Source organism: Streptomyces sp. NPDC001599 (assembly GCF_042893535.1).
GTDB lineage: Bacteria > Actinomycetota > Actinomycetes > Streptomycetales > Streptomycetaceae > Streptomyces.
The window spans coordinates 356,993-377,573 of record NZ_JBIAVA010000008.1; the positions used below are offsets into that span (position 1 = coordinate 356,993).

Consider the following 20,581-nt stretch of genomic DNA (forward strand, 5'->3'; position numbering starts at 1 on the left):
GGCCTCTCAGCGGCGTCCCAGCGGGCGATCGGTCGGACGGCGGTCGCGGAATGTGCGTATGCCCCCGCCGATCAGCTGCACCGCGCCCATGGCGAACAGGGCGTACGGCAGCGGCGCCGACACGCTCAGGGACATCAGGACCACGAACACGATCACGCCGGTCAGCACGGTGACCACCGTGAGCGCCGACGGGAGGTCACGGCGCGGCCTTGCCGGCGTGGCCGACCGGGGGCGGCCGGGCTGGGGTCTCGGCCCCGGTGAAGCGGGCCGGCGTGTGGCGGGCGGCGGTGCCGGGCGCGGCCGGCTGCGCGCACCGGGCGGGGTGGACCGCATACCGGGGCCCGTACCGAGACCCAAGCCCAGGCCCGCGGAGCGGGCGGCCCGGACCAGCGACAGCGCCTGGTCGATACCCTCCTGGGTGTCCGGGCGGGTGGCGAACCGCCGCGCCCGCTCCAGGCGGCCGACCGCCCACCCAGGTGACAACGCCGTGACCTGCCCCAACTCCAACGTCTTGTAAGCGCTGTTGGCGAGCTGTACGGCGGTGGCGTCCCGGACAGCGTCGGTCCGCCGCCGGGCCGCGGCGCGGTGCGTGGACGTACGCCCCTCGAACGGCTCCAAACGCTCCAGGGCCGGTACCACGTGCTCCAGCAGCAGGGACTCGGCTGCGCTCGGGCGTCCGGCGACCGTGTGTTCGTGGGCCCGTTGGATGTGCGGGCTCAGCGCCGCGTAGCGGGGGGAGAGGATGTCGTCGAGGGCGTCGTCCAGCGCGTGTCGACCCACGTCGGACCACTTGAGGCACTGCTGGACCAGGCGCTCCGGTGCGCCGTCGGCGACCGCGAGGTGCACGACCGGCGCGACCAGGGTGCGGGGCACTGCGCCGCGCAGCAGATCGATGACCGATTCGTCCAGCCGCCGGTCGTCCAGGGCCTGTAACCGAGTCCGCAGGTGCTCCCAGAAGGGCGCGCGGCGCAGTAACAGTCTCCACTGCGAAGCGGCTTCGGCCCACTCCTCGTTCCGTTGCCGGGCCGCCTCGGTGTCCGGCGGCTGTCCTGGGTCGGACAGTTCGGCATCCAGGGCGCGCACGTGCGCGCGTACCGCGTCGTCGTGGTTGCGGTGCACCGACTCGGGGCAGAGACAGCCGGAGCAGTCCGTCCCCCAGAACCAGAACACCTCGTCGACGATGCGCCGTTGCGAGTCGGTGAGATCCTCGAAGGCGGCCCGCGCCTGGTCGGCGGTGAGCGGTTCGCGGGGTGGGAACTCCCCGGGCACGTCGATCTCGATGTCCAGCTCGATACAGGTGTTCACCGTACGACGGCGGTTCTTGATGTCGCTGAGCGCCGCGACGGCCGGCAGACCGGTGCGCCGGAAGGCGTTGCGGCGGTAAAGCTCGGGCCCCGCGAGTTCCTTGAGGCGGGTGGCAGTCGAGGGATGGCTCCGGGCACCGGGCGGTGCCGTCACGGCGTCCCCCGCCCTTGAGACAGACACCTCACTGCTGCCCTGCGCACGTTACATCCCCCGCATCGCACAGTCGCCTTGCCAACCAGCTTAGGCTCAGGCGTACATGGCCTGCAACTGCAAGCCCGACGTGTGGTACAGGTGTACGAGGGACGGTGGTTGAAGCCGCGCGGGCACCTGGAGGACGAGGGGCGTCGTGAGCGTCGACCGTCTGCGGAACGGGCCGCCCGGCGAGTCGGGGCATTGGCGCCCGGCACGATAGGAACCCTGACCGGCCCGCGGGAGCCGCTGGTGGCACTGGACAACTACTCCGAGTGCGATCCCGAGCGGGCCCGGACCGCCACCGATGCCGTCGACCGCCAGTTGGATCGTGGACGCCACTCTCATCCCGGTCCGTGACCGCGACCCGGCTGGTGCCCGCAACACGGCGGACGCGCCCGCCTGATGGGGCTCCAGTCTGACCGAGCACTTCGAGTGCGCTGCCCTCGGCGACGGCACCTGCACCAACACCGGCCTGACCGCCCCGAACCGCACGCAACGAGGCTTGGGGTCACGGTGCGATCTCCCATATGCGGCCGCCCGGATCCTTGAGGCTGGCAAGCTGGCCATTCGTATTCCCCAGGGCCTGTAGAGCCCTCGGAGCCCGGGAGTTGGCGGATGCGGGCGGTCCGGGCATCGAGGTGGGCCGCCATGCGGTGGCATCGGTCCGGGTCGTGTGCTCGCCCAGCGCCGACGCGTCGGCGTACAGCACGCCGCGGTTCCACCGCGCGCTCCGGCCGGCCCGCGTTGGTGGCGGCAGATGCGATCCGGCGGGGCCTCCCAGGTCAGGAAGATCGACGCCGACCTGCGCCTGTCCCGCGCGACCGGCACGATTCACCTCCTCGCCACCCACCGCCTGAGCGACTTCGAGGGCGTCGGCGCCGCCGGGTCCGAGGCCGTCAGGTCAGAGCCACTCGGCCCAGCCGAAGGTCGCGATGTATGCCCGTTCCACCGCCTTCCAGCCCCGACCTCCACGTCGGCGGACGACGGCGAAGGCCAGCGCGAACCAGACGGCGAACACGCCGCCGATGATCAAGGGCCATCTCGGGCCGTTGAAGTACCCGACCGCACCGAGTGCCAAGAAGGTCAGCACCAATCCGAAGTGCGCCCCACCGCGGCTGGTACGCAGTGCCTCCCGTATCACCCTGCGGTCCTCTGCGAGGATCCGCTCGTACACGTTCGGCGCCGCCTCCGCGTCTTGTTCCCGCTCCACGTCCTTCTCCACCAAAGCCCCCAACAGACCCGGCGCTGTGCCGGGCCGGGTCACACTCCTACGGACGCCACAACCTTCACGATCGTTGCCCGGTCCAGCAAGGCACGCCTCCACAGACGATCCCGAGCCGCTCTGCCTGATCGGCGACTTCGGCACCGCCAAGACCCACCTGCTGACAGCCCTGGGTACCGAAGCCGCCATGCAGGGCTTCCGCGTCCTGCGGGTGCGGGCACAGCGCATCCGCCCCAGCACATCGGTCATGCTGCCGACGCCTGTGGTCCGCAACGAGTCCGGCGTCTGACGAGGTACGGCGCCGGCAGGTACCGATGGGTGGTCGCGATCGACTCGTGCCCGCACCACGCTTGCACCGTTGCGGAGTCCACGCGGCGAGCCAGCCGGAGACGCGCAACGGTGTGCCGCAGCTCGTAGGAAAGCGTCGGCCCGTACTCGGCGTGACGAGACCGGGTATATCAGGTCGTCGGTCAGCGCAAACTGCAGAGCCACCAGTTGGGGGTGCCGCCAAGATTTCGGCCGGCGACCGGGACGACCAGCGCAGGAGCGGGCCGGGGTCTGCTTCGCACCCTGGAGAGTCACCTCTTGCTGACTTCAGCTCGTCAGGGTAAGGGTGCGGGCCATGACTGGATCCTCTCAGGGAATCGAGCCTCCGTCATACCCGGAGTGCTTCAGTCACCGGCAAGGCATTCGACTTGTCATAGGTGCACATTCAGCTACCCGGCGAGACCGCGGAACAGACCCTCGAGGTCCTGTTCGCCGTCCCGGGTCTGGGCGCCGTTGGCGAGCCCGGCGCCCATGAGCTGTGCTGTAGCGGGGCGGAATACGAGCTCGGCCCAGGCGTCGTTCTCCCGCGCCAGGCCATCAGAATGATCGCGGGAGGCGACGGCGTGTTTGGCGGCCGCGACGACGCCGTCGGGCAATTCGGCGATGTTACCGGCGAGGCGGTCGACGAACTCGTCGAGCTGGCCGGCGGGGACGGCTCGGTTGACCCAGCCATAGCGCTCGGCGGTCTCGGCGTCCATCAGATCGGCGCCGAGCACGATCTCCAAGGCACGGTTACGGCCGACGCGCTCGGTGAGGTACTGCGTGGCCCCGCCGCCGGGGACGATGCCCATGAGGGCTTCGATCTGGCCGAGACCGGACTTGCCGATCGCCGCGAACGCCATGTCCGCGGCCACGACGAATTCGGCTCCGCCGCCGCGCGCCTTGCCTGCGAGCTTGACGATGGTCACCTGGGGCTGTCGGCGTAGCTGCTCCCCGACGGCTTGGAAGACGTTGACGCCGTCCGGCAGGTCGGCCATGAGTCCGGCGAGGGCGTCCGGGGTGGTGGTCATGTCGACGTGGGCGAGGAAGAAGTCCGGGTCCGCGCTGTCGAACACGATCACGCGTACGGTGTCGTCGCCGGCCAGCGTGGTGAGCAGGCGCCGCACATCGGTCATGACCGCGACGCTGAGGACGTTGACCGGCGGGTTGTCGATCGTGACGTGCGCGACTCCGTCCTTCTGGCTGACCCGCAAGGTCTGGTAGGCGTCGTGGCCCATGACGTTTCTCCTAGGTATCTGACAAGACTCTGGTTCCTGATGTATACCTACTGTGAAACTGTCTCTGACCTGCGTCAATAACGCACTTCAGACATCCCAGGGATCGTGGAGGATACTGCCATGGCCACTTCTGAGGCCGTCTACCGGGCCGTCACTGAGCACGACATCACGTTTCGGTCCGACTGTCCGAGCCGGCCGATCCTCGATCAGATCGCCGACAAGTGGTCGATGATGGTAATGGCGGTCCTGGCCGAACCACGCCGGTTCAACGAGATCAAGCGCCGCCTTGAGGGCATCACGCAACGCGTCCTCACGCAGACCTTGCGCCGGCTCGAACGCAACGGGATGGTCGAGCGCCGCGTGCTGCCGACCTCGCCGGTCGGCGTCGAATACTCGCTGACCTCCCTCGGCGAATCCCTGCGCGAGCCGTTCGCCCACCTCTACGACTGGACCGTCGCGAACGCCTCCGAGATCCAAGCGCGTCAGCACGCCTACGACCAGCGAGCCCTCCGCTGACAACACGACCATGAAGCCGAGCCGGAGCGAGCGGCACTCTGTCCGGCCCGGTGACATGTGAGGTCCGCCGACCACGACCGCCGACTCACCCTCATGCGGAGAGTTGTGACGGTTGAGGCATCGGTCCCGATGGTGTCGTTGATCGAACTGAGGGCGCGGCCCGCGTGCGGCGTGGTGTGGGGGCAGGGCGAGGGTGAGGTGGCGGATGCGGGCGTCGTCGGTGGTGCCGGGGGCGGCGGTGAAGCCGAAGCGGGCGCGGGTGTCGAGGACCAGGCCGGTGCTGGTGGCGGCCTGCTTGCGGGCCTGGGCGCGGATGCGGGGCTGCCAGCGGGCGCGTACGGCGTCCTCCAGGCGCCGTGCGAGGTCGGCGCGCGGGCGGCGGATCTGGTCCTTCACGTACCGCTCGACGGTGCGCTGCGAGACGCCGAGCAGGCCGGCCACGGCACGGGTGCCTTTGAGCTGTTTGACCAGGTAGCGCATCTGCGCGCCGGCCGACTTGGGGATGGGACGGGTGAACGCCCCTTGTACGGCGCGGTCGAGACCGTCCCCGAACAGGCTCATCGTGGCCCACTCCTACTCTCCGCTGTCGACGTTGGTGACGATGCCGTCCTTGATGTACCGGGCGAGGTTGAGTTCCGGTGCGTTGAAACGCTCGCGGACCTCCTCACCCCACAGCACGGTCTGGGTGCCCTCGTGCTTGACCAGGCCCGGGTTGATACCGTGCTTGAAGCCACCGGGCAGCGGCTTGCCCTCCCGGTAGGGCAGAAAGTCCAACGGGCTCTCGCCGCCTGCCGCGTAGACGACGCAGTCGGACAGGATCGCGACCGGGTACCGGCCGGTGAACGCCGCGTACTTGACGATCTTGCGGTGCAGGTTGGTGCGGGTGCGGGAGATGACCGCCGCCCGGATGTCCGGCCGCCACGTCGGGCGGGCCAGGGCGCGCCACGGCTGCCCGGGTTTCCAGCCCTCGCCCCGGGGGCGCTCGCGGAGCTTGCCCAGGCCGCCCTTGACCGTCGCCTTGACCGCCGAGACGACGATCGCCAGCTCCAGGTCACGGCCCTTCCAGCCGTTCATCGCGGTGAGGAAGTCGTCCGGGGCGAGGTCGGCACCGACGCCGAGGTCTGCCATCGTGGCCAGGTAGGCGTCCCGCAGCCGCTGGTACCAGCTGTCCAGGTAACGGCCGCTGTCGTGACGGACGTATTTTGTCATGACTTGTCCGTCTGATCATGCACAGAGCCAGATGATGGGGCTTCGGCGGTCGTGATCCCGAGGAAGACGTAGCCGCGCTTGTCGTAGCGGGTGGCTACTGCTCTGGCGGGCTCGAGCCAGTTGGTCGCCCGGTCGTCTGCACACCTCCATCAGGCGGGCGATGAGAATCTGTCTCGCAACCTCACATTCCTCCGGCCTGCGTCGTCATGTTGCTGAGGGCAGCGACTGGTGCCCCGGAACGGAGTGCGGAAATGAAGGTTTTCATCGCTGGTGGGCGCGGCCGAGTGGGGTCCCTCCTTGCTGACAACCTGGAGACCAAGGGCATTGAGGTGGTCTCGGGAGGGCTTGAGGACGGGATCGACGTCATCTCGGGCAAAGGGCTGACCGAGGCGCTCGTCGGAGTCGACACCATCGTCAACGTCCTCAACACCCCCCGCTTTGATGCGGAGGGTGCAATCTCGTTCTTCGAGGGAGCGATCAACAACCTGACCGCGGAGGGACAACGTGCAGGCGTGCGTCATCACATCGTGCTCTCCATTGTCGGCGTTGGGCAAGGGGACGCGTCTGAGATCGGGTACTACCTCGGCAAGGTGGCGCAGGAAAGGGCCGTGCGATCCGCTTCGATCCCCGCCACCATCATTCGGGCCACCCAGTTCCAGAGCTACATTCCTGTTCTCATTGACCAGCACACCGTGGACGGCAAAGTTCTTGCTCCAAGATCATTCATCCAGCCCGTCGAGCTGGACGAAGTGATCGAGCTGCTCGCCGAGGCAGCCACGACGCTGGAACCAGGAAGCGAGGTCGAGATCGCTGGACCCGACCGCTTCTACCACGACGACCTCTTCCGTGCCACTTTGGCTGACCGCGGAGATGATCGTGAGGTTGTGACCATGGACGCGGAAGGGGCACTCGATGTCATGGTTCCGCGCGGCGCGTACCGGGCAGGCACTGTGCGGTACCCAATCACAGGGATTCCCACCGCCTGAATGCGATAGTGAACGGAGGAGGAACGCATGAGCGCCAGGCAGAAGGCTGGGCGTGCTGCGCTCCAATGGGAAAGGTGCCCCATGCCGGAAGATGTTCCTGCGGAATCCGCCGAGTTCGGAGGAATCGAGCGTGATGAATCAACAGCCCTCGATTCAGTCATGGCAGAGCGGCATCGTCTGCTGTCGCTGGCCTTTCGCATGATGGGCACTCTGGCCGATGCCGAGGACGTCGTACAAGAGACATATGTCAGGTGGTACCGTCTCGATCCCGAGGAACGCAACAAAATTGCCGTGCCTGCAGCATGGCTGATTCGAGTTGCCAGCCGCATCTCACTCGACTTGCTGGGTTCCGCGCGAGCACGACGGGAGATGTACGTCGGGCAATGGCTACCGGAGCCGGTTCCGGCTGACCTTTTTGCAGACACAGCGAAGGTGCCACTGAACTCCAGCAGTCTTGCTGCTGATCCACTCGATCGTGTCACCCTAGATGATGCCGTCAGCATGGCACTACTGACGGTTCTCGAAGCAATGACCCCAGCGGAGCGAGTGACGTTCGTGCTGCATGACGTATTCGGCGTCCCGTTTGACGAGATTGCTGGTGTCGTAGATCGTTCAGCGGCAGCAACAAGGCAATTGGCAACGTCCGCGCGCCGCCACGTTCGACGAGGAAGACGTGCATGGGTTTCTTCGCACCAGCACGATGAGGTTGTTCGGGCCTTCCGTGATGCAGCTGTCGGAGGGGACATCGAGGCCCTGCTCCGCGTGTTGGCTCCAGGCGTCGAACTACGAGTAGACGGGGGTGGCTTCGTCAATGCGGCGCCTCAGGTCATCCATGGGTCGAATAACGTAGCCCGGTGGTTCATGGGAGTGATGCGAAAACAGCCCGCCCTCCGCCTTGAACGACGCGAAACAGCTGACGGTCTCGGATACATTCTTCGAAATGGAGAGCGCCGATACGGTATGGCCACATTTGACGTCAGTGGTGAATGCGTTACGAACGTGTGGCTCATGCTGAATCCAATGAAGCTAACAAATTGGCCACTCGACTGACTGATCGTCTCAAAATTTGTTGAGCTGCCGGTTTTGTGTCGACGAGCTTGACTGCATTGTGTCCGGGGTGCGTGCTGGTCTTGTTCCTGACGACCTATAGGAGCGGCTTGATCCGCTGTTGTCGCCTGCTCTAGAACGGTCCCACCGCTGTCTCGGTCCGCTGCGTGTTCCGTATCGCGTGCCATTTGTCCGCGTAATGAACGTGTGGCGGACCGGTCTAGCCTGGCTCGAGGTCCCCGCGGAAACCAGGCCTTGTTTCGGAGTAACGTCCTGGCGCCGACTGCGGAAGGGACCGAGACCGGCGTCCGGCCCCGCCTGAGTACCGTCTTCCTAGACGAGTCGCTATACATCGTAGTGGCTATGGACTCCTAGCCTGCCTTGCGGATCATGTGGCTGTTCCACGTCCGGTCGTTGATGTGGGTATGGGGCGGCGTGATCTGAGTGATGCCGAGTGGGAACGGCTGCGTCCGTTCATGCCGGTCAGCAACGGACGTTGCGGCCGGTGGCGGAATCACCGGCAGGTAATCGACGGGATTGCGCACCGGATTCGGACTGGATGCAGTGGCGTGACCTTCCGGAACGTTTCGGGCCGTGGAAGACGGTCTATGAACGGCGCTGGCTGTGGTCGGCCGGCGGGGCTTTTTGGGGGGTGTGTGGTGGTTGTCGTGTGCGGTGTCTTCGGGGTGGGGTCGGGGGTGGAGTGGGTGGGGTGTCTTTCTCGTTCTTCTCTTCGTGTTGTTCGCGGCCAGGGGGGTGTGTTGGTGGGGGGTGGAGGCCGGTTATGCGGGTGTTTTGGTGTTGGGGGCGGTTTTGAGGGGTTGTGTTGTTTCAAGGTATGTGCGGTCTGTTTTGCTGTGGGAGTTCCTGGGGGTGCTGGTGGTTCTGCGGGGCACTGTCGGGGCGGGGGTGACGGCTGTGTGTGCTGTGCGGGTGGACGCTCGGGTGGTATTGCCTGGTGGGCCGGGTTTTCGGGGAGGTCCAGCCGGTGGGGGTGGTCCTGGTCGGTGGCTGGACGTTCATGGTTGAGTGCAACGGCTTCGTGGGTGCCGGGCGGGTGGTGGTGCTTCCTGTGACGCGGGGGCGGGGCGGCGGTTTCTCACATGGCCGATGTCTGTCCTGTGGGGTCGTTGTGCTGGTACGGGACAGGGTGATCCGGATGTTCTGCGGCGGGGTTTCCTGCTGCTGTGGGGGCAGCCACTTTGATGCTCTGCTCGAGGTCGTGCGCTAAAGGCTGTTCCGCAATGATCAACTGAGCCGACACGGTCAGCATGCGGGGAACGCCGTCGGGCCGGTCTATCCGGCGAGCGCAAGGTTGTGCAGGCGGGCTATGCCCAGCATGGCGTAGTGAATGCCGTCTCCCTTCAGGCGGCAGTCGCGGAGGATCTTCCAGCTCTTCATGCGGGCTAAGGCGTGCTCGATGCGGGCAGGGACCTTGCGGTGTGAGCGGTTGTGCTCCTCCTTCCAGGCCGGGAGCTGGGCCGGGCCTGGTTCGCGGCGGTGTGGGATCACCAGGCCAGTGCCGCGGTAGCCGCCGTCAGCGATCACCGTGGCGGTGCCGACGGAGCCCTTCGCTCCGGAGAGCTCCCATGCCCTGCAGTCGTTGCGGTTGCCGGGCAGAGGTTTGCCGACCGCGACGATCAGCCGTGTATCGGCGTCGGTGACGACCTGGTGGTTGGTGGAGTACCGGTAGTTCTTCGACTGCTCGGCCACCGCATGGTCACGCGTGGGAACCAAGGTGCCGTCCACGATGAGCACGGTGCCCTTGCGGAACCGAGGGCGCGGCCGCAGCGCGAGGAGCGGTGCGAGGCGGTCGATGATCCGGTCGGCCGCAGACTTCGAGATCCCGAACAGCGGCGCGAGCTGGCGCAGTGGCAAGTTCGTGCGCCAGTAAGCCGCGACGAGCAGGACTGGGTCCTCCAGGGGAAGGCTCCACGGCCGGCCTCGGCGGACCGCGTCCGCCCCCTCACGGCGCAAGGCGTTCACCAGCTTGCCGAAGCAGCGCGGGCTCAGCCCTGTGAACGGGCCTATCCAGGACGGCTGCGACGCCGTGATCACTGCTGACACGTCAAGATTGTCCCTCTACCCCGGAGCCAGAGTTGCGTAGACCAGCACCGGCCAGAATTCTGTTGGGCGGTCTCTTCACCGGCCGGTACGGTGCGACGCAGGACCAAGGGGGATGAGCTGGTGCGCCCGGTGCTGTTGGTGGATGTGGATGGACCGCTGAACCCGTATGCAGCGAAGCCGCACCGTCGGCCCGAGGGCTATCAGACGCACCGCTTGCTGACGCCTCGGTGGGAGGCCGCTGAGCGGCGCCGGCTGACTGACTGGGGACTGCCTAACAAGCCGGTGAAGCCGCTGCGGGTGTGGCTCAACCCGGATCACGGCCCGGCGCTGGAGGCACTTCCCCTTGACCTGGTGTGGGCGACGACGTGGGAGGAAGAAGCCAACGCCTTCGTCGCGCCAGTCCTGGGATTGCCCGAGCTGCCCTTCATCCCTTGGCCCTCGCCGCGGCCCGAGCCCGGGAACGGTGTGTTCTGGAAGACGCCTGAGATCGTCGCCTGGGTGACAGGCCGTGCGTTCGCCTGGATCGACGACGAGATCACAGAGGCGGATCGTTCCTGGGTGAAGGAACACCACGATGGTCCCGCCCTACTACACCGGATCGACCCACGACACGGCCTCGCCATCGACGACTTCGCCGCGCTGACGGCATGGGCGAGCAGCCTTGACTGACTCCGCAGCCGGCTGGCAACCGGCAGCGACGCCCTCCTGCGTGATCATTGCGGGACAAGTCTTAGGTGGGGTTGGGGCCGTTGGGAGACCCGGATGCGGATGCGGAGGTGGGGGGGGGCTTTGTGGTCGAGTTCGTTTTGGCGTGCTACGTGTGCGGGTCGGGCTGACGCGCGGGTTTTAAGGAGAGGGCGGAGTTCGCCTGCGGGCTGGTGCCGGGGAGTTCTGCTGCTTCCTGGCTGCGGGTCTGAGGCGGCCAGGCGGCCGGGGGGCTTGGTCGGGCGTGCCTGCCCGCCGGCCGGTGTGGAGTTCGTGTGCTCGGGGCCCGGCTGTGCCTGTTCGTGCGGTGCCTGGTCACGGGGCGAGTGTGGCCGCCCATCGTGTGAGGATTTCGGTGTAGCGTGCCGGGTCGGACTGGTGCATCGTGTGTGATGCCTCGGGTACGGATTCGTAGTGGACATTCGCCCCTGCCGAGTCCATCAACCGCTTGGCGTGTGCGGCCTGTTCGTCGGAGAGTGCTCCGAGGAGGTTTCCGGTGCGCGGGTCGGTGCCGCGCATGTGGTGGGTGAGGAGCACCGGTGTTTTGACCTGGGTCAGCATGCGTTCGTGGGGGCAGTTCAGGCCGACGGTTCCCTCGTAGAAGGCCCGGGCCCATTCCGGGTCGTACTCCTTGAGGTGCTGCGGGATTCTGTCCGCCACGAAGGACTGTGCCATGGGTGAGGCGGAGGCGCCGGCCGCGCGGCAGTACCCGTCCCAGTCGCCCACGCTCCACTGGTCGCCGAGATATGTGCGGAAGAGTTCGAATACCGGTCCCGCCCCGTGGCGGACCGAGTGGCCGTGTGCGGGCAGGAGTTCGGATGCGAAGAACGGCGGGTCCTCGCACAGGGCGCCCCGGAGCTGACCGGGCATGGAGTATGCCGACAGCCATGCGGCGAGGACGCCGCCGGAGGAGTTGCCCGCGGCGATGACGGGCCGTTTCACCACCAGGGTGATGAACCGGGCCAGGTCGTTGCCGAAGTTGTCGAGGCTGTACCGTTTCGGGGTCCAGCTGCTGCGGCCCTGGCCGCGCAGGTCGACGGCGTAGACGTGGAAGTGTTCCGCGAGCAGGCCCATCGCCTCCTCGTACGACCACCAGGATCCTGTCTGCTCGGGGATGAGCAGCAGGGCGGGCCGTGCGGGGTCGCCGGCCTGGGCGTAGTTCATGGTGATCTCGCCGAGGTCGGCCTGCTGTTCGGCATAGGCGTGCGGGATGTGGACGTCGCGTAGGGCGGGGCTGGTCATGTTGGTGTTCTCCTCGGTGTGTGCTGCCTGTCGTGACGGGTGGACGGCGTTTCCTTCGGCCCGGTCCTGACCACCGGTGCCGGTGTGCCGGTGTGCCGGGGCGGTGGTCTGGGCCGGTGTCTGCTGTCAGCGGGTGGGCGCGTCTCGGGGCTATTATTCGGAGCGTGGCAGTCGATGCGCACCGGCGGTTTCGATGAGTGGAACGCCGGTACAAGTCCGGCGTGGGGGCAGGCCGTTGCGTGGTGAGCCGGTCCTGGAGCGGGCGTTTCGGGTGCTGGGTTGTTTCAGCGAGGCCGGCGAGACTCTGGCGCTTCACACACTCGCGGCCCGGGCGGGTCTTCCGAAGAGCACGACGTCCCGGATCGCGGCCCAGCTGACGGATGTGGGGGCCCTTGAACGCCTCGGCAACGGCGACTTCGTCGTGGGCCTGCAACTGCTCGAGATCGCCTCGCTGGCGCCCCGCGGCCACGGACTGCGCGCCGCCGCGCTGCCGTTCATGCAGGACCTGCACCGGGTCACCGGCCAGCACATCCTCCTGGCCGTGCGTGACGGCGGCGAGGCCGTTCTGGTCGAGCGGCTGTCCGCACGGGACGCGGCGGCGGTCAAGTACCGGGTCGGGGGGCGCCTGCCTCTCGTCGGGACGGGTATCGGGATTGCCCTGCTGGCGCACGCCCCGGGGAGCATCCGGAAGCAGGTGCTGGCGGGCGCGGACGATGCGCCCTGTGTCCGCCGGCTTTTGGCCACCGTTCGTGCGGACGGTGTCTGTGCCGTGACGGTGCCCAACCCGCTGCGCCGTGGGCCCACGGCCATGTCGACGGTCGCCGCCCCGATCCTGGACCGCCGCGGCAATGCTCTGGGCGCGTTGTCATGGGTCGCACCCGATGAGGGCGGGCCCCGGACCGCGGCCGTGACGGCGCTGCGCAGGGCGAGTGCCGCGATCTCCCGGGTCGCGGGGCTGGCGTGAACCGTGTCTGTGCCGGGCAGTGGAGCGGCGGCTGCCGGCGGGAATCGGCCCGGCCCGGGCCCCTGTGCCACCGGGCAGGACGTCCACGGCACCGCCGCCGTGGACGGCCGGCTCGGGCCCCTGTGTCTCCGGGCAGGACGTCCACGGCAGTGCCGCCGTGGACGGCCGGACGGCCGGACGGGCGCCACCGCCCTGTGCGTGCTGGGGCCGGGCAGCCGCCGGCGGCTCAGGACTCGGTGAACTTGTCGGCCAGTCCCCGGTCCAGGTAGTCGTTCGGCAGGTCGTGGATGACCAGCTCGGCTTCGGTGCGCCCGGTGTGCAGCCGCCAGTAGGCGTCGGCGATCGTCTGCGGCTGGGAGGCGTGGCCCCCTTGGCCGATGTAGGCGGCGATCGCCACGTGCGCGGCGTAGACGCCGGTGCCGGAGAGCGCCGCGTGCAGGTTGAGGATCCAGTTGCGCATCCCGCCGGTGGCGATCTGGACGTTCGCCACCGGCGGGGCGATCACCGGCCCCGATCCCGCTCCGCTGCTGACCAGGATCGTGCCCGTGCCGCGCTCCAGCATGCCGGGCAGGACGTGCTGCACCGCCGCCACGCCTCCGAGCAGATAGAGGTCCAGCTGGGCCAGGACCGAGTCGACGGTGACCTTCGTGGCCTCGACCAGCGGTGCCCGGCGCAGGTCGGCCGGGGACGGTGCGGGCGAGTACTCGAGTATGTCGATCGGTCCCAGCCGTTCCTCGGCCTGGGTGAGCGCGGCGTGCAGGGCGGGACGGTCGGTCACGTCGGCGGGGAACGCCTCGGCCCGCACGCCCGTGTGGGACAGTTCGTCGGCCACTGCCTGCAGCGTCGTGCGGCTGCGGGCGATCAGCGCCACGTCGACTCCTTGGGCGGCGAACCGCCGGCCGATCGCGCGCCCGAGTTGCGGGCCTGCGCCCACGATCGCGAGCGTGCTCAATTGCGCCACCTCGTTACCCTTGTATCGACATTCCAGACCGCGGATGCCGGCTCTTCGATGTATGCCGGAACAAGGGTAGGAAGCGTGTGGTCCCGGCGCCTTGGACCGGTGCGTCAGTTCGAACGGGAGATTCGCGACAACGATGAGCGGTACGTTCTCGGCTGACGTGAGCGGCGCGAACGCCTTCAGCGTCTTCGCACACCAGTGGCGCAGCCGGATGGGTGACACCTTCGCTCTGGCCTCCTTCCGCCGCACGACCGTGTCCGGTTTCTCGGCGCGCTCCCGCGGGTTTTGGGTGCGGGACATGATGTTCAACCGCTTCCAGACCGCGGCGGCCCTGCGGACAGGGGGCCGACGGGTGGGGGCCGACGATCACGTACGCCTGTGGATCGTCCACCGGGGAGCCTGGCGGTTCGGCGAGCCGAACGGAGCCGAGCACACGGCACCGGCCGGCCGCCTGCTGGTGCAGAGGGGAAGGCTGTCCCACTTCTCCGCCGCGCCACGCACCGTCGTGCAGGTACTCGTCCTGCCCGCCGCGGAGGTGCGGCTCGGGCGGGGCGGGCCGGCCTCCGGTCCGGCCGACACCGCTGAGGTGCGGCTGCTGACGGCGCATGCCGCCATGGTGGGCCGGATGCTGGACCGTCTCGGGCCGGCCGGGGCCGACGCCGCCCGCAGCACCCTGGCCGAGTTGGCCCGGGCCGCCGCCGTCGGCGGCCTGGACGACGTGGAGCCCCTGTTGGCGCCGGCCCTGGCCCAAGCCGCGCGAGACCTGGCCGACCGCCGGCTCACCGACCCCGCCCTGTCCCCCTCGGCTCTCGCCCGGGAGCTGAACGTCTCCCCGCGTACGCTCCAACGGGCCTTCGCCAGGGAAGACGGGCCGCTGAGCACCTACATCCGGCGCCGCCGCCTCGAGGAGGCATGCCGCGCGCTCGTCGCACCGCACCGGCGCCTGACCGTCACGGAGATAGCCGCCCGCTGGCAGTTCGCCGACAGCGGCCACTTCGCGCGCGCCTTCCGCAAGCACTACGGCCAGACCCCGACCGACTACGCCGCGACCGCTGCTCGTGAAACGGATGCCGCATAGCTGCGCGGCCCGGAGTGTGAGTGGGCGGTGGGGCGGCAGTGGGTGGGCGTCAGCGGGATGGTGATGCGGATGTCCTGGCAGAGAGTGCGGGGCCGTGTGCGGCCTCTCGGTTTGTAGTCGGTGGTGATGAGAGTCGGTGTTGGTGGTCGGGTGGTTGGTTCATTGGTGCTGGTCAGGGGGGTGTTGAAGGGAGGGCTGGCACTGTCATAAGGCGAGAGGTTGATGGGTGGGATCGCTGTAATGGGGCTTTATCGCATTGCGGCTGATGGTGTCTCAGGTTCGTTAGTTCTTATGCGGTGAGGTGGGCCCGGTCGGTGTGATCGTGGGATGGACCAAGAGGTAAGGGCCGGTCGTGGGCCTGTGCTGCCCAGGGGGTTGGTGGTGCGTCGTCTGCTGGAGCGGCAGCAGGCGGGGGAGCTGGCCACGCGGCATGTGCGTGCGGTCGCTGAGACGGTGGGTGTTTCGGAGCGTACGGTCTGGCGCTGGCTGGAGCAGGCGAAGGCGACGGGGCGGCCGGAGGCGCCGGCCCGGCAGGGATACGTGGTGTCGGACGAGGTATGGGAGCTGCTGGGCGAGGCGGGGGCAATGTCTCGGAGCTGAGGCGTCGGCTGGTGGCCGCCAGGGGTGAGGTGCCGGTTCCGTCGATGTCGACGTTGAGCCGGGTGATCCGCAGGGACCGGCGGGCGGGGCGGGCTTTGCTGACCGGGCGGGAGCCGGAGGCGGCCGGGGTGCGTCGGCCGGATCCCCTCAGTGAGCTGGGTCTGGACGCGGTGGCCGAGAAGGGCGTCGGTGGGCAGGTGTTTCTGCGGGAGCAGAAGCACCTGGCGCAGGCCCCGGTCCTGGTTCCGGATGCCCAGGTGGTGCACACGCCTGCCGTTCGGTCGGTGCTGCGGACGGTTGCGCACGCGGCCGCGGTGGGGGCGGTGGTGTGTCTTTACGGCGACGCCGGCCAGGGCAAGACCGTCGCGCTGCAGTACGCCCTGTCCCCGCTGCCGCACCCGGCCAGAGTCCGTCGGGTCCACGTCGGTGTGCACCCGACGGTTCCCGAGCTGCGCAGGGTGCTCGGGGACGCTCTGGAGCTGGGCAGGCGTCTGCCGCGCGGGGCGGGGGAGACCGACCTGATGCTGGTGAACGCATTGCGACAGCCGCGCGTGCTGGTGCTGGACGAGGCGCAGCGTCTTCCGGGGCCGGCGCTGGAGTTTCTGCGCGGGCTGTGGGACCACCCGGACACGGACACGGCGCTCCTTTTGGCGTGTGCGGGCAGCGAACGGGCGCTGCGTCGGGTGCCAGCGCTGGCGTCTCGGGTGCTGACCTGGGAGTTGGTGCCTCGTCTTCGCCGCCGCGAGGTGGCAGCGGCGATGGCGGCCTTCCACCCGCTGTGGGAGGTCGTGAGCGAGGACGATGTCGTGTGGGTGGACGAGCATGTGGGACACGGCAATTTCCGGACGTGGGCGAAGCTGACCTCGCACCTGACGGCCGAGACCTACGGCAAGAGCCGTGCGGTGGTGGACCGCCGGTTGCTGGAGCGGGCCTGCGCACGGCTCATGGGGCCGCTGTGACCGGCGCCTCCGGTCCGGGAGAGGCTGGCGGCCACGAGGACGGTCCGCACGCGCGGGGAGGTGTCGTCGCCCAGTTTTTGTGAGTTGTTGCTGTGGCTGTGAGCTGGGGTTTCTCAGTTTTTCTGGGTGATGTTCGTGGTGCTTGGGGGTGCCCGGAGTGTGAGGCTGGGCGGGGTGGTGTCTGTCTGACCTGTGTGTACGTGGCTGTGCGCAGGTTGATCGAGCGTCATGCACTTCCAGCGAGCTGCTACTTGGTGGGGCGGGGTCGTGTTTTTGGGTGAGAGGTGTTTGTGCCAGCGGTGATGATGGAGGTCGTTGTGCGCCATCAGGGTTGTTAGGGGGGTCCGTTGTATTTGAGCCGCGTCAAGGTCTCCGGGCTGAGAGCTAGCGCTGAGGGGGAGATCGAGTGCCAGCTGCCGGGACGCTTCAGCGTTCTGATCGGGGCGAACGGAGCTGGCAAGACCACGATCACCGACTCCCTGTACCTGGCGCACACCAGCCGCTTCCCGCTGCTGCCCAGGCAGAGCGCTGCCGTTCTCGGCACAGGTGATGCATTGGGCGTCGAGGTGCAGTACAGCCTGGAGCACGCCGCGGAAGCCGAAGGACCTCTGGGACAGCAGATCCAGGGCTCTTTGCACCGATCCGCCGGCGACGTCGCGCAACAATGGTTCAGCGGATTCCAACGTAACTTGGGCACGGTCCGCGCTCAGGTCGACCGGTACCGAATACAGCAACCGGGTCTGGGGACGGACCCGTTCAAGTTTATCTACCTGCCGGCCTGGCGCCACCCTCTGGATGAGCTGGCCCGCCGTGAGACCCGGATCCTCATCGAGCTGCTGCGCGCCCAGCAGGAACGTCTCGACGGCAGCCGCAGCCTGGTGCCGCTGCGGGTGAAGGCCTCCCGGCTTCTGGAAAACCTCGCCAAGGACGGGCTCATCGAAGCCGTCGAGGAACGCATCAGCACCCATCTCGCCTCTCTCACTTCGGGCGTGCAGCGCCAGTGGCCCTACGTGCGGGGACAGGTGATAGACGACTCCTACCTCGCGCGTGTCCTGGAACTGATGCTGGCTGTCGTCGAAGGTCGTACCTCGGCCCGTCCGCTGGAGGTCTCGGGCTTGGGCTACGTCAACCTGCTCCACATGGCCGTCACGCTGGCCGCGATACCCGACTCCGCCGCACGCGCCACAGCCGCAGGAGAGGCGTCTGAGACCAGCGACGAACCCGGGGAACTGACGCAAGCGGACGAGGAGCAGTTGGCGAGGGAGCGCCGCCTGCAGGCCGCGGCGGAAGCCGAATCCGAGGCGGACTCCTTCTTTCCCCGCACCCCGTTCCACGCCACCGTGGTCATCGAGGAGCCCGAAGCCCACCTCCACCCCCAGCTGCAGCACGCCCTCGTGCGCTACCTGCGCAAGACCGTGCGCGAGCGTCCGGAATTGCAGATCGTGCTCTCCAGCCACGCCACCGACATCATCACTTCCTGCGACCCCGAACAACTGGTGGTGCTGCGGCGCACGCCGGACGGCCAGCGCGTCTGCCGACCGATCGCCACGATCCCGATGACCGAGCGCGACAAGACGCTGCGCATGGCCCGCCTGCACATGGACGCCAGCCGCTCGGCCGCACTGTTCGCCGAGCGGCTCGTCGTGGTCGAAGGAGTGACCGAAGCCGCCATCCTCCGCGACTTCGGCCGAGCCTGGGCCGGGCAGGACGAGGCGAAGCGTGCCTTCGTCGAGGCACTCAGCATCATGTACGTCGGGACCAAAGTCGGGCCGTGGACTTCGCGGCTCCTGGCGACGAAGGGTGCGGAGATCTGCACCCGGCTGGCCGTGTTGCGCGACAGCGACAAGCCCTTCGACGAACAGCCCACCCCGCCCGCCTGGCTGGCCGACCACGATCCGGCCGTGGTGCAGGCATTCATCAGCCACCCGACACTGGAGCCGTCCATCACCCAGGGCAACGAGCAGCTCATCGAGACCGCGCTGACCGACATCGGCGCAGCACCCATCGAGCCGATCACCCCGCAGTCGGTGCACAACCTGTTCAAGAGCGCCCGTAAGGGCAAGAAGGGCGCCCCAGACGTGCCGGCGGGCCCGCACGCCAAGGACAAGGCGGCCTTCGCCGACGCACTGGCTTTTCTGCTGGCCGATGCAGTCGAACGCGGCGAACCGGTCCAGGTCCCCGACCATCTGGAGAACCTGTTCGACTTCCTCTTTCCGCATCCCGCGGAACCCCAGGACGGAGACGGCGCCGAAGAGGGAGAAGCAGAGGAGGGAGACGTCCCGCCCGCCCTTCCGCCGGCCATCCCTGGCCTGTCCCCGGTCGACCCGGGCAGCCCTGCTGCTCCGCCGGTACCCATGCCCGCCGGAGCTTGGCCCACCGCCCCGGCGCAGCCTGCCGATGCCGACCCGTGGGCAGCAGGTTCCTGGGGATCTGAACCGTGGGCGGCGGACCCATGGGGGGACGCGGACCGTGACCCGAGCTGACACCGCCGGCGCTCTTACCGATGAACAACTGACCGCGGCCGGAACACCGCGCCGCCGCCTCTACATCGAAGCGGCCCCGGGATCCGGCAAGACCACCGTGGCGGCTCAACGCTTCGGTATACAGCGCTTCAACGGCAACGACCAGCGCGCCGTCATCGCGGTTAGTTTCACCCGCTCCGCGACCGCCGAACTCCGCGATCGTGTGCTCAGCCAATGGGGCACGAACGCTCTCGCCTGGCCGCACCGCATCGTCACACTCGACACCATCGTGTGCGACCTGCTCACCCACCTCCTGCACACCGGACACGTGCGGTGGCCCGCGGGCCACCGCCACCTCACCGTCATCGACCACTGGCGGGTGCTGCTATCCACTCAGTGGACCGACAGAGAGCCCACCGTGATCCTGGAAACAGGCCAGGTCGTCACCCAGGTCGTCCGACGGGCCGGGAAAGCGAACAGACCCAGCACCGCGGACGTCAGAGAGGTCCTGGCCGAGGGGTACTGCACACACCAGGATGCGCGCCACCTCCTCGAATCGGCCCTGGGCGCCCACGGCGTTCGCGATGTCCTGCTCGCCCGCCTCGCCCAGACCACCCGGGCGCTGATTGTCGACGAGATCTTCGACGCCAACGCCCTGGACCTGTCCCTAGTCCGCCTCGCCGCCGACGCAGGCCTGGAGGTCACCGTGGTTGGTGATCCGTGGCAGGCCCTGTACGGCTTCCGTGGCGCCCGCCCTGAACAAGTGCCCGGCCTGGTCAAGGATGCCCGCTTCGTCCAACGCGACTTGCACACCTCCTTCCGGTGGAGGAGTGCCCAACAAGCCCTGTTGGCAGATCAGTTGCGTGCGGGTCAGGGCGTGTCCCTTCCCGAAGGGCAGGCCGAGAACATGGACGTTCTCCTTGCCCTGCGATGGAAACCCCTGTGGGAGGCCGGGCCCCATGTCCTGCCCCTCGCCTACGGATCGACCACAGGCCACATCCACGAAGCAGCCTGCACTCTCCTGCTCAGCGAAGTCACCCAGCGGATGTTCGGGGAAAACGCCACCTTCCACAGGGATGCCCTCACCACCCTCGGTATCGACCACGAGGCGGCGCAGCGCCTGCGCTCTCCGCTCCAGGCTGTGCTCGCTGACCTCGCAGGCACGACAGGCATCGCCGAGATCTGGACTTCCCTCAACACGGTCGTCGCCAGCGAAACTGACCGTCCACTGCCCAGACGACGCAACCACACCCACACGGCACGCCTGGAGAACCTGAGAGCCCGTCTCCACGCCTCTGCACGCCTCATCCCCGGCCTGACCGCCCATCAGGCCAAGGGACGGGAGTGGGACGCCGTCGGCGTCTGCCTTACCGGCCCGGAGCGAGAAACCCTGCGACAGGGCCTCAGCTCAGACAGTGAAGACCACCGCAAGCTCTACGTGGCCCTCACCCGCGCCAAGCGAATGACCATCGCCGTCTATGGAGACGCCCCGTGACGGTCTCCTCTGCGGGCAGCGACCGACCCC

17 protein-coding genes and 4 pseudogenes are annotated in these 20,581 nt (G+C 68.2%); 13 read left to right on the top strand and 8 right to left on the bottom strand.

Features of this window, described 5'->3' with window-relative positions:
- Positions 1-6: 6 nt before the first annotated feature.
- The gene (locus ACFYZ3_RS22450) at positions 7-1,458 is read right to left on the bottom strand and encodes a hypothetical protein (protein WP_388520477.1); all 1,452 of its coding nucleotides are present in this window, start codon (positions 1,456-1,458) and stop codon (positions 7-9) included.
- A gap of 787 nt (positions 1,459-2,245) precedes the next feature.
- On the opposite strand from ACFYZ3_RS22450, the pseudogene ACFYZ3_RS22455 reads away from it, so the two are divergent.
- Positions 2,246-2,395: pseudogene (locus ACFYZ3_RS22455) on the top strand (type VI secretion protein); the annotation flags it as partial.
- A 3-nt stretch (positions 2,396-2,398) separates the two neighbouring features.
- Here ACFYZ3_RS22455 and ACFYZ3_RS22460 read toward each other — a convergent pair.
- Entirely contained in the window at positions 2,399-2,707 is a 309-nt protein-coding gene (locus tag ACFYZ3_RS22460) for a hypothetical protein (RefSeq protein ID WP_388520480.1), read from the bottom strand.
- 124 nt (positions 2,708-2,831) lie between these two features.
- Between ACFYZ3_RS22460 and ACFYZ3_RS22465 the strand changes: the two are divergent.
- Positions 2,832-2,948: pseudogene (locus ACFYZ3_RS22465) on the top strand (ATP-binding protein); the annotation flags it as partial.
- Between the two features lie 487 nt (positions 2,949-3,435).
- Here the strand turns inward: ACFYZ3_RS22465 and ACFYZ3_RS22470 are convergent.
- Positions 3,436-4,263 carry an enoyl-CoA hydratase/isomerase family protein gene (locus ACFYZ3_RS22470; RefSeq protein WP_388520483.1) on the bottom strand — a complete coding sequence of 276 codons (828 nt, stop codon included), beginning with the start codon at positions 4,261-4,263 and terminating at the stop codon, positions 3,436-3,438.
- 120 nt (positions 4,264-4,383) lie between these two features.
- Here ACFYZ3_RS22470 and ACFYZ3_RS22475 point away from each other — a divergent pair, with 120 nt between their 5' ends.
- Positions 4,384-4,779, top strand: coding sequence for a winged helix-turn-helix transcriptional regulator (locus ACFYZ3_RS22475; protein ID WP_388520591.1), 396 nt, complete (start codon positions 4,384-4,386; stop codon positions 4,777-4,779).
- Between the two features lie 162 nt (positions 4,780-4,941).
- Here the strand turns inward: ACFYZ3_RS22475 and tpg are convergent.
- Both tpg and ACFYZ3_RS22485 read right to left on the bottom strand, forming a co-directional pair.
- A pseudogene (tpg, locus tag ACFYZ3_RS22480) lies at positions 4,942-5,340 on the bottom strand (telomere-protecting terminal protein Tpg); the annotation flags it as partial.
- A 12-nt stretch (positions 5,341-5,352) separates the two neighbouring features.
- A pseudogene (locus ACFYZ3_RS22485) lies at positions 5,353-5,979 on the bottom strand (transcriptional regulator); the annotation flags it as partial.
- A 260-nt stretch (positions 5,980-6,239) separates the two neighbouring features.
- Between ACFYZ3_RS22485 and ACFYZ3_RS22490 the strand changes: the two are divergent.
- From ACFYZ3_RS22490 to ACFYZ3_RS22500, 3 genes are all read left to right on the top strand, one after another.
- A complete protein-coding gene (locus tag ACFYZ3_RS22490; RefSeq protein ID WP_388520486.1) occupies positions 6,240-6,974 on the top strand; it encodes an SDR family oxidoreductase in 735 nt (244 codons plus the stop codon).
- An 81-nt stretch (positions 6,975-7,055) separates the two neighbouring features.
- A complete protein-coding gene (gene sigJ, locus ACFYZ3_RS22495) occupies positions 7,056-8,024 on the top strand; it encodes an RNA polymerase sigma factor SigJ (RefSeq protein WP_388520593.1) in 969 nt (322 codons plus the stop codon).
- A 422-nt stretch (positions 8,025-8,446) separates the two neighbouring features.
- Positions 8,447-9,097, top strand: coding sequence for a transposase (locus tag ACFYZ3_RS22500; RefSeq protein WP_388520596.1), 651 nt, complete (start codon positions 8,447-8,449; stop codon positions 9,095-9,097).
- A gap of 220 nt (positions 9,098-9,317) precedes the next feature.
- On the opposite strand, the gene ACFYZ3_RS22505 is transcribed toward ACFYZ3_RS22500, so the two are convergent.
- Positions 9,318-10,088 (bottom strand): transposase, encoded by a 771-nt coding sequence (locus tag ACFYZ3_RS22505; RefSeq protein ID WP_388520489.1) that lies wholly within the window; start codon positions 10,086-10,088, stop codon positions 9,318-9,320.
- Positions 10,089-10,205: 117 nt separating this feature from the next.
- On the opposite strand from ACFYZ3_RS22505, the gene ACFYZ3_RS22510 reads away from it, so the two are divergent.
- On the top strand, positions 10,206-10,757 hold the full coding sequence (locus ACFYZ3_RS22510; protein WP_388520599.1) for a hypothetical protein: 552 nt from the start codon (positions 10,206-10,208) through the stop codon (positions 10,755-10,757).
- Positions 10,758-11,108: 351 nt separating this feature from the next.
- On the opposite strand, the gene ACFYZ3_RS22515 is transcribed toward ACFYZ3_RS22510, so the two are convergent.
- Positions 11,109-12,035, bottom strand: a complete 927-nt coding sequence (locus tag ACFYZ3_RS22515) for an alpha/beta fold hydrolase (RefSeq protein WP_388520492.1) — start codon at positions 12,033-12,035, stop codon at positions 11,109-11,111.
- Positions 12,036-12,228: 193 nt separating this feature from the next.
- On the opposite strand from ACFYZ3_RS22515, the gene ACFYZ3_RS22520 reads away from it, so the two are divergent.
- On the top strand, positions 12,229-12,999 hold the full coding sequence (locus tag ACFYZ3_RS22520; protein WP_388520495.1) for an IclR family transcriptional regulator: 771 nt from the start codon (positions 12,229-12,231) through the stop codon (positions 12,997-12,999).
- Positions 13,000-13,225: 226 nt separating this feature from the next.
- Here the strand turns inward: ACFYZ3_RS22520 and ACFYZ3_RS22525 are convergent, their stop codons facing one another.
- The gene (locus ACFYZ3_RS22525) at positions 13,226-13,951 is read right to left on the bottom strand and encodes an SDR family NAD(P)-dependent oxidoreductase (RefSeq protein WP_388520498.1); all 726 of its coding nucleotides are present in this window, start codon (positions 13,949-13,951) and stop codon (positions 13,226-13,228) included.
- 166 nt (positions 13,952-14,117) lie between these two features.
- Here ACFYZ3_RS22525 and ACFYZ3_RS22530 point away from each other — a divergent pair, with 166 nt between their 5' ends.
- The 5 genes from ACFYZ3_RS22530 (at position 14,118) to ACFYZ3_RS22550 (ending at position 20,551) form a co-directional block, all read left to right on the top strand.
- Positions 14,118-15,035 carry a helix-turn-helix domain-containing protein gene (locus tag ACFYZ3_RS22530; protein ID WP_388520501.1) on the top strand — a complete coding sequence of 306 codons (918 nt, stop codon included), beginning with the start codon at positions 14,118-14,120 and terminating at the stop codon, positions 15,033-15,035.
- Between the two features lie 327 nt (positions 15,036-15,362).
- Positions 15,363-15,635 carry a helix-turn-helix domain-containing protein gene (locus ACFYZ3_RS22535; RefSeq protein ID WP_388520503.1) on the top strand — a complete coding sequence of 91 codons (273 nt, stop codon included), beginning with the start codon at positions 15,363-15,365 and terminating at the stop codon, positions 15,633-15,635.
- Positions 15,636-15,679: 44 nt separating this feature from the next.
- The gene (locus ACFYZ3_RS22540; protein WP_388520506.1) at positions 15,680-16,594 is read left to right on the top strand and encodes an AAA family ATPase; all 915 of its coding nucleotides are present in this window, start codon (positions 15,680-15,682) and stop codon (positions 16,592-16,594) included.
- A 353-nt stretch (positions 16,595-16,947) separates the two neighbouring features.
- The gene (locus tag ACFYZ3_RS22545) at positions 16,948-19,077 is read left to right on the top strand and encodes an ATP-dependent endonuclease (protein WP_388520509.1); all 2,130 of its coding nucleotides are present in this window, start codon (positions 16,948-16,950) and stop codon (positions 19,075-19,077) included.
- A complete protein-coding gene (locus tag ACFYZ3_RS22550) occupies positions 19,064-20,551 on the top strand; it encodes a UvrD-helicase domain-containing protein (RefSeq protein ID WP_388520512.1) in 1,488 nt (495 codons plus the stop codon). The genes ACFYZ3_RS22545 and ACFYZ3_RS22550 overlap by 14 nt, the downstream gene beginning before the upstream one ends.
- Positions 20,552-20,581: the final 30 nt, after the last annotated feature.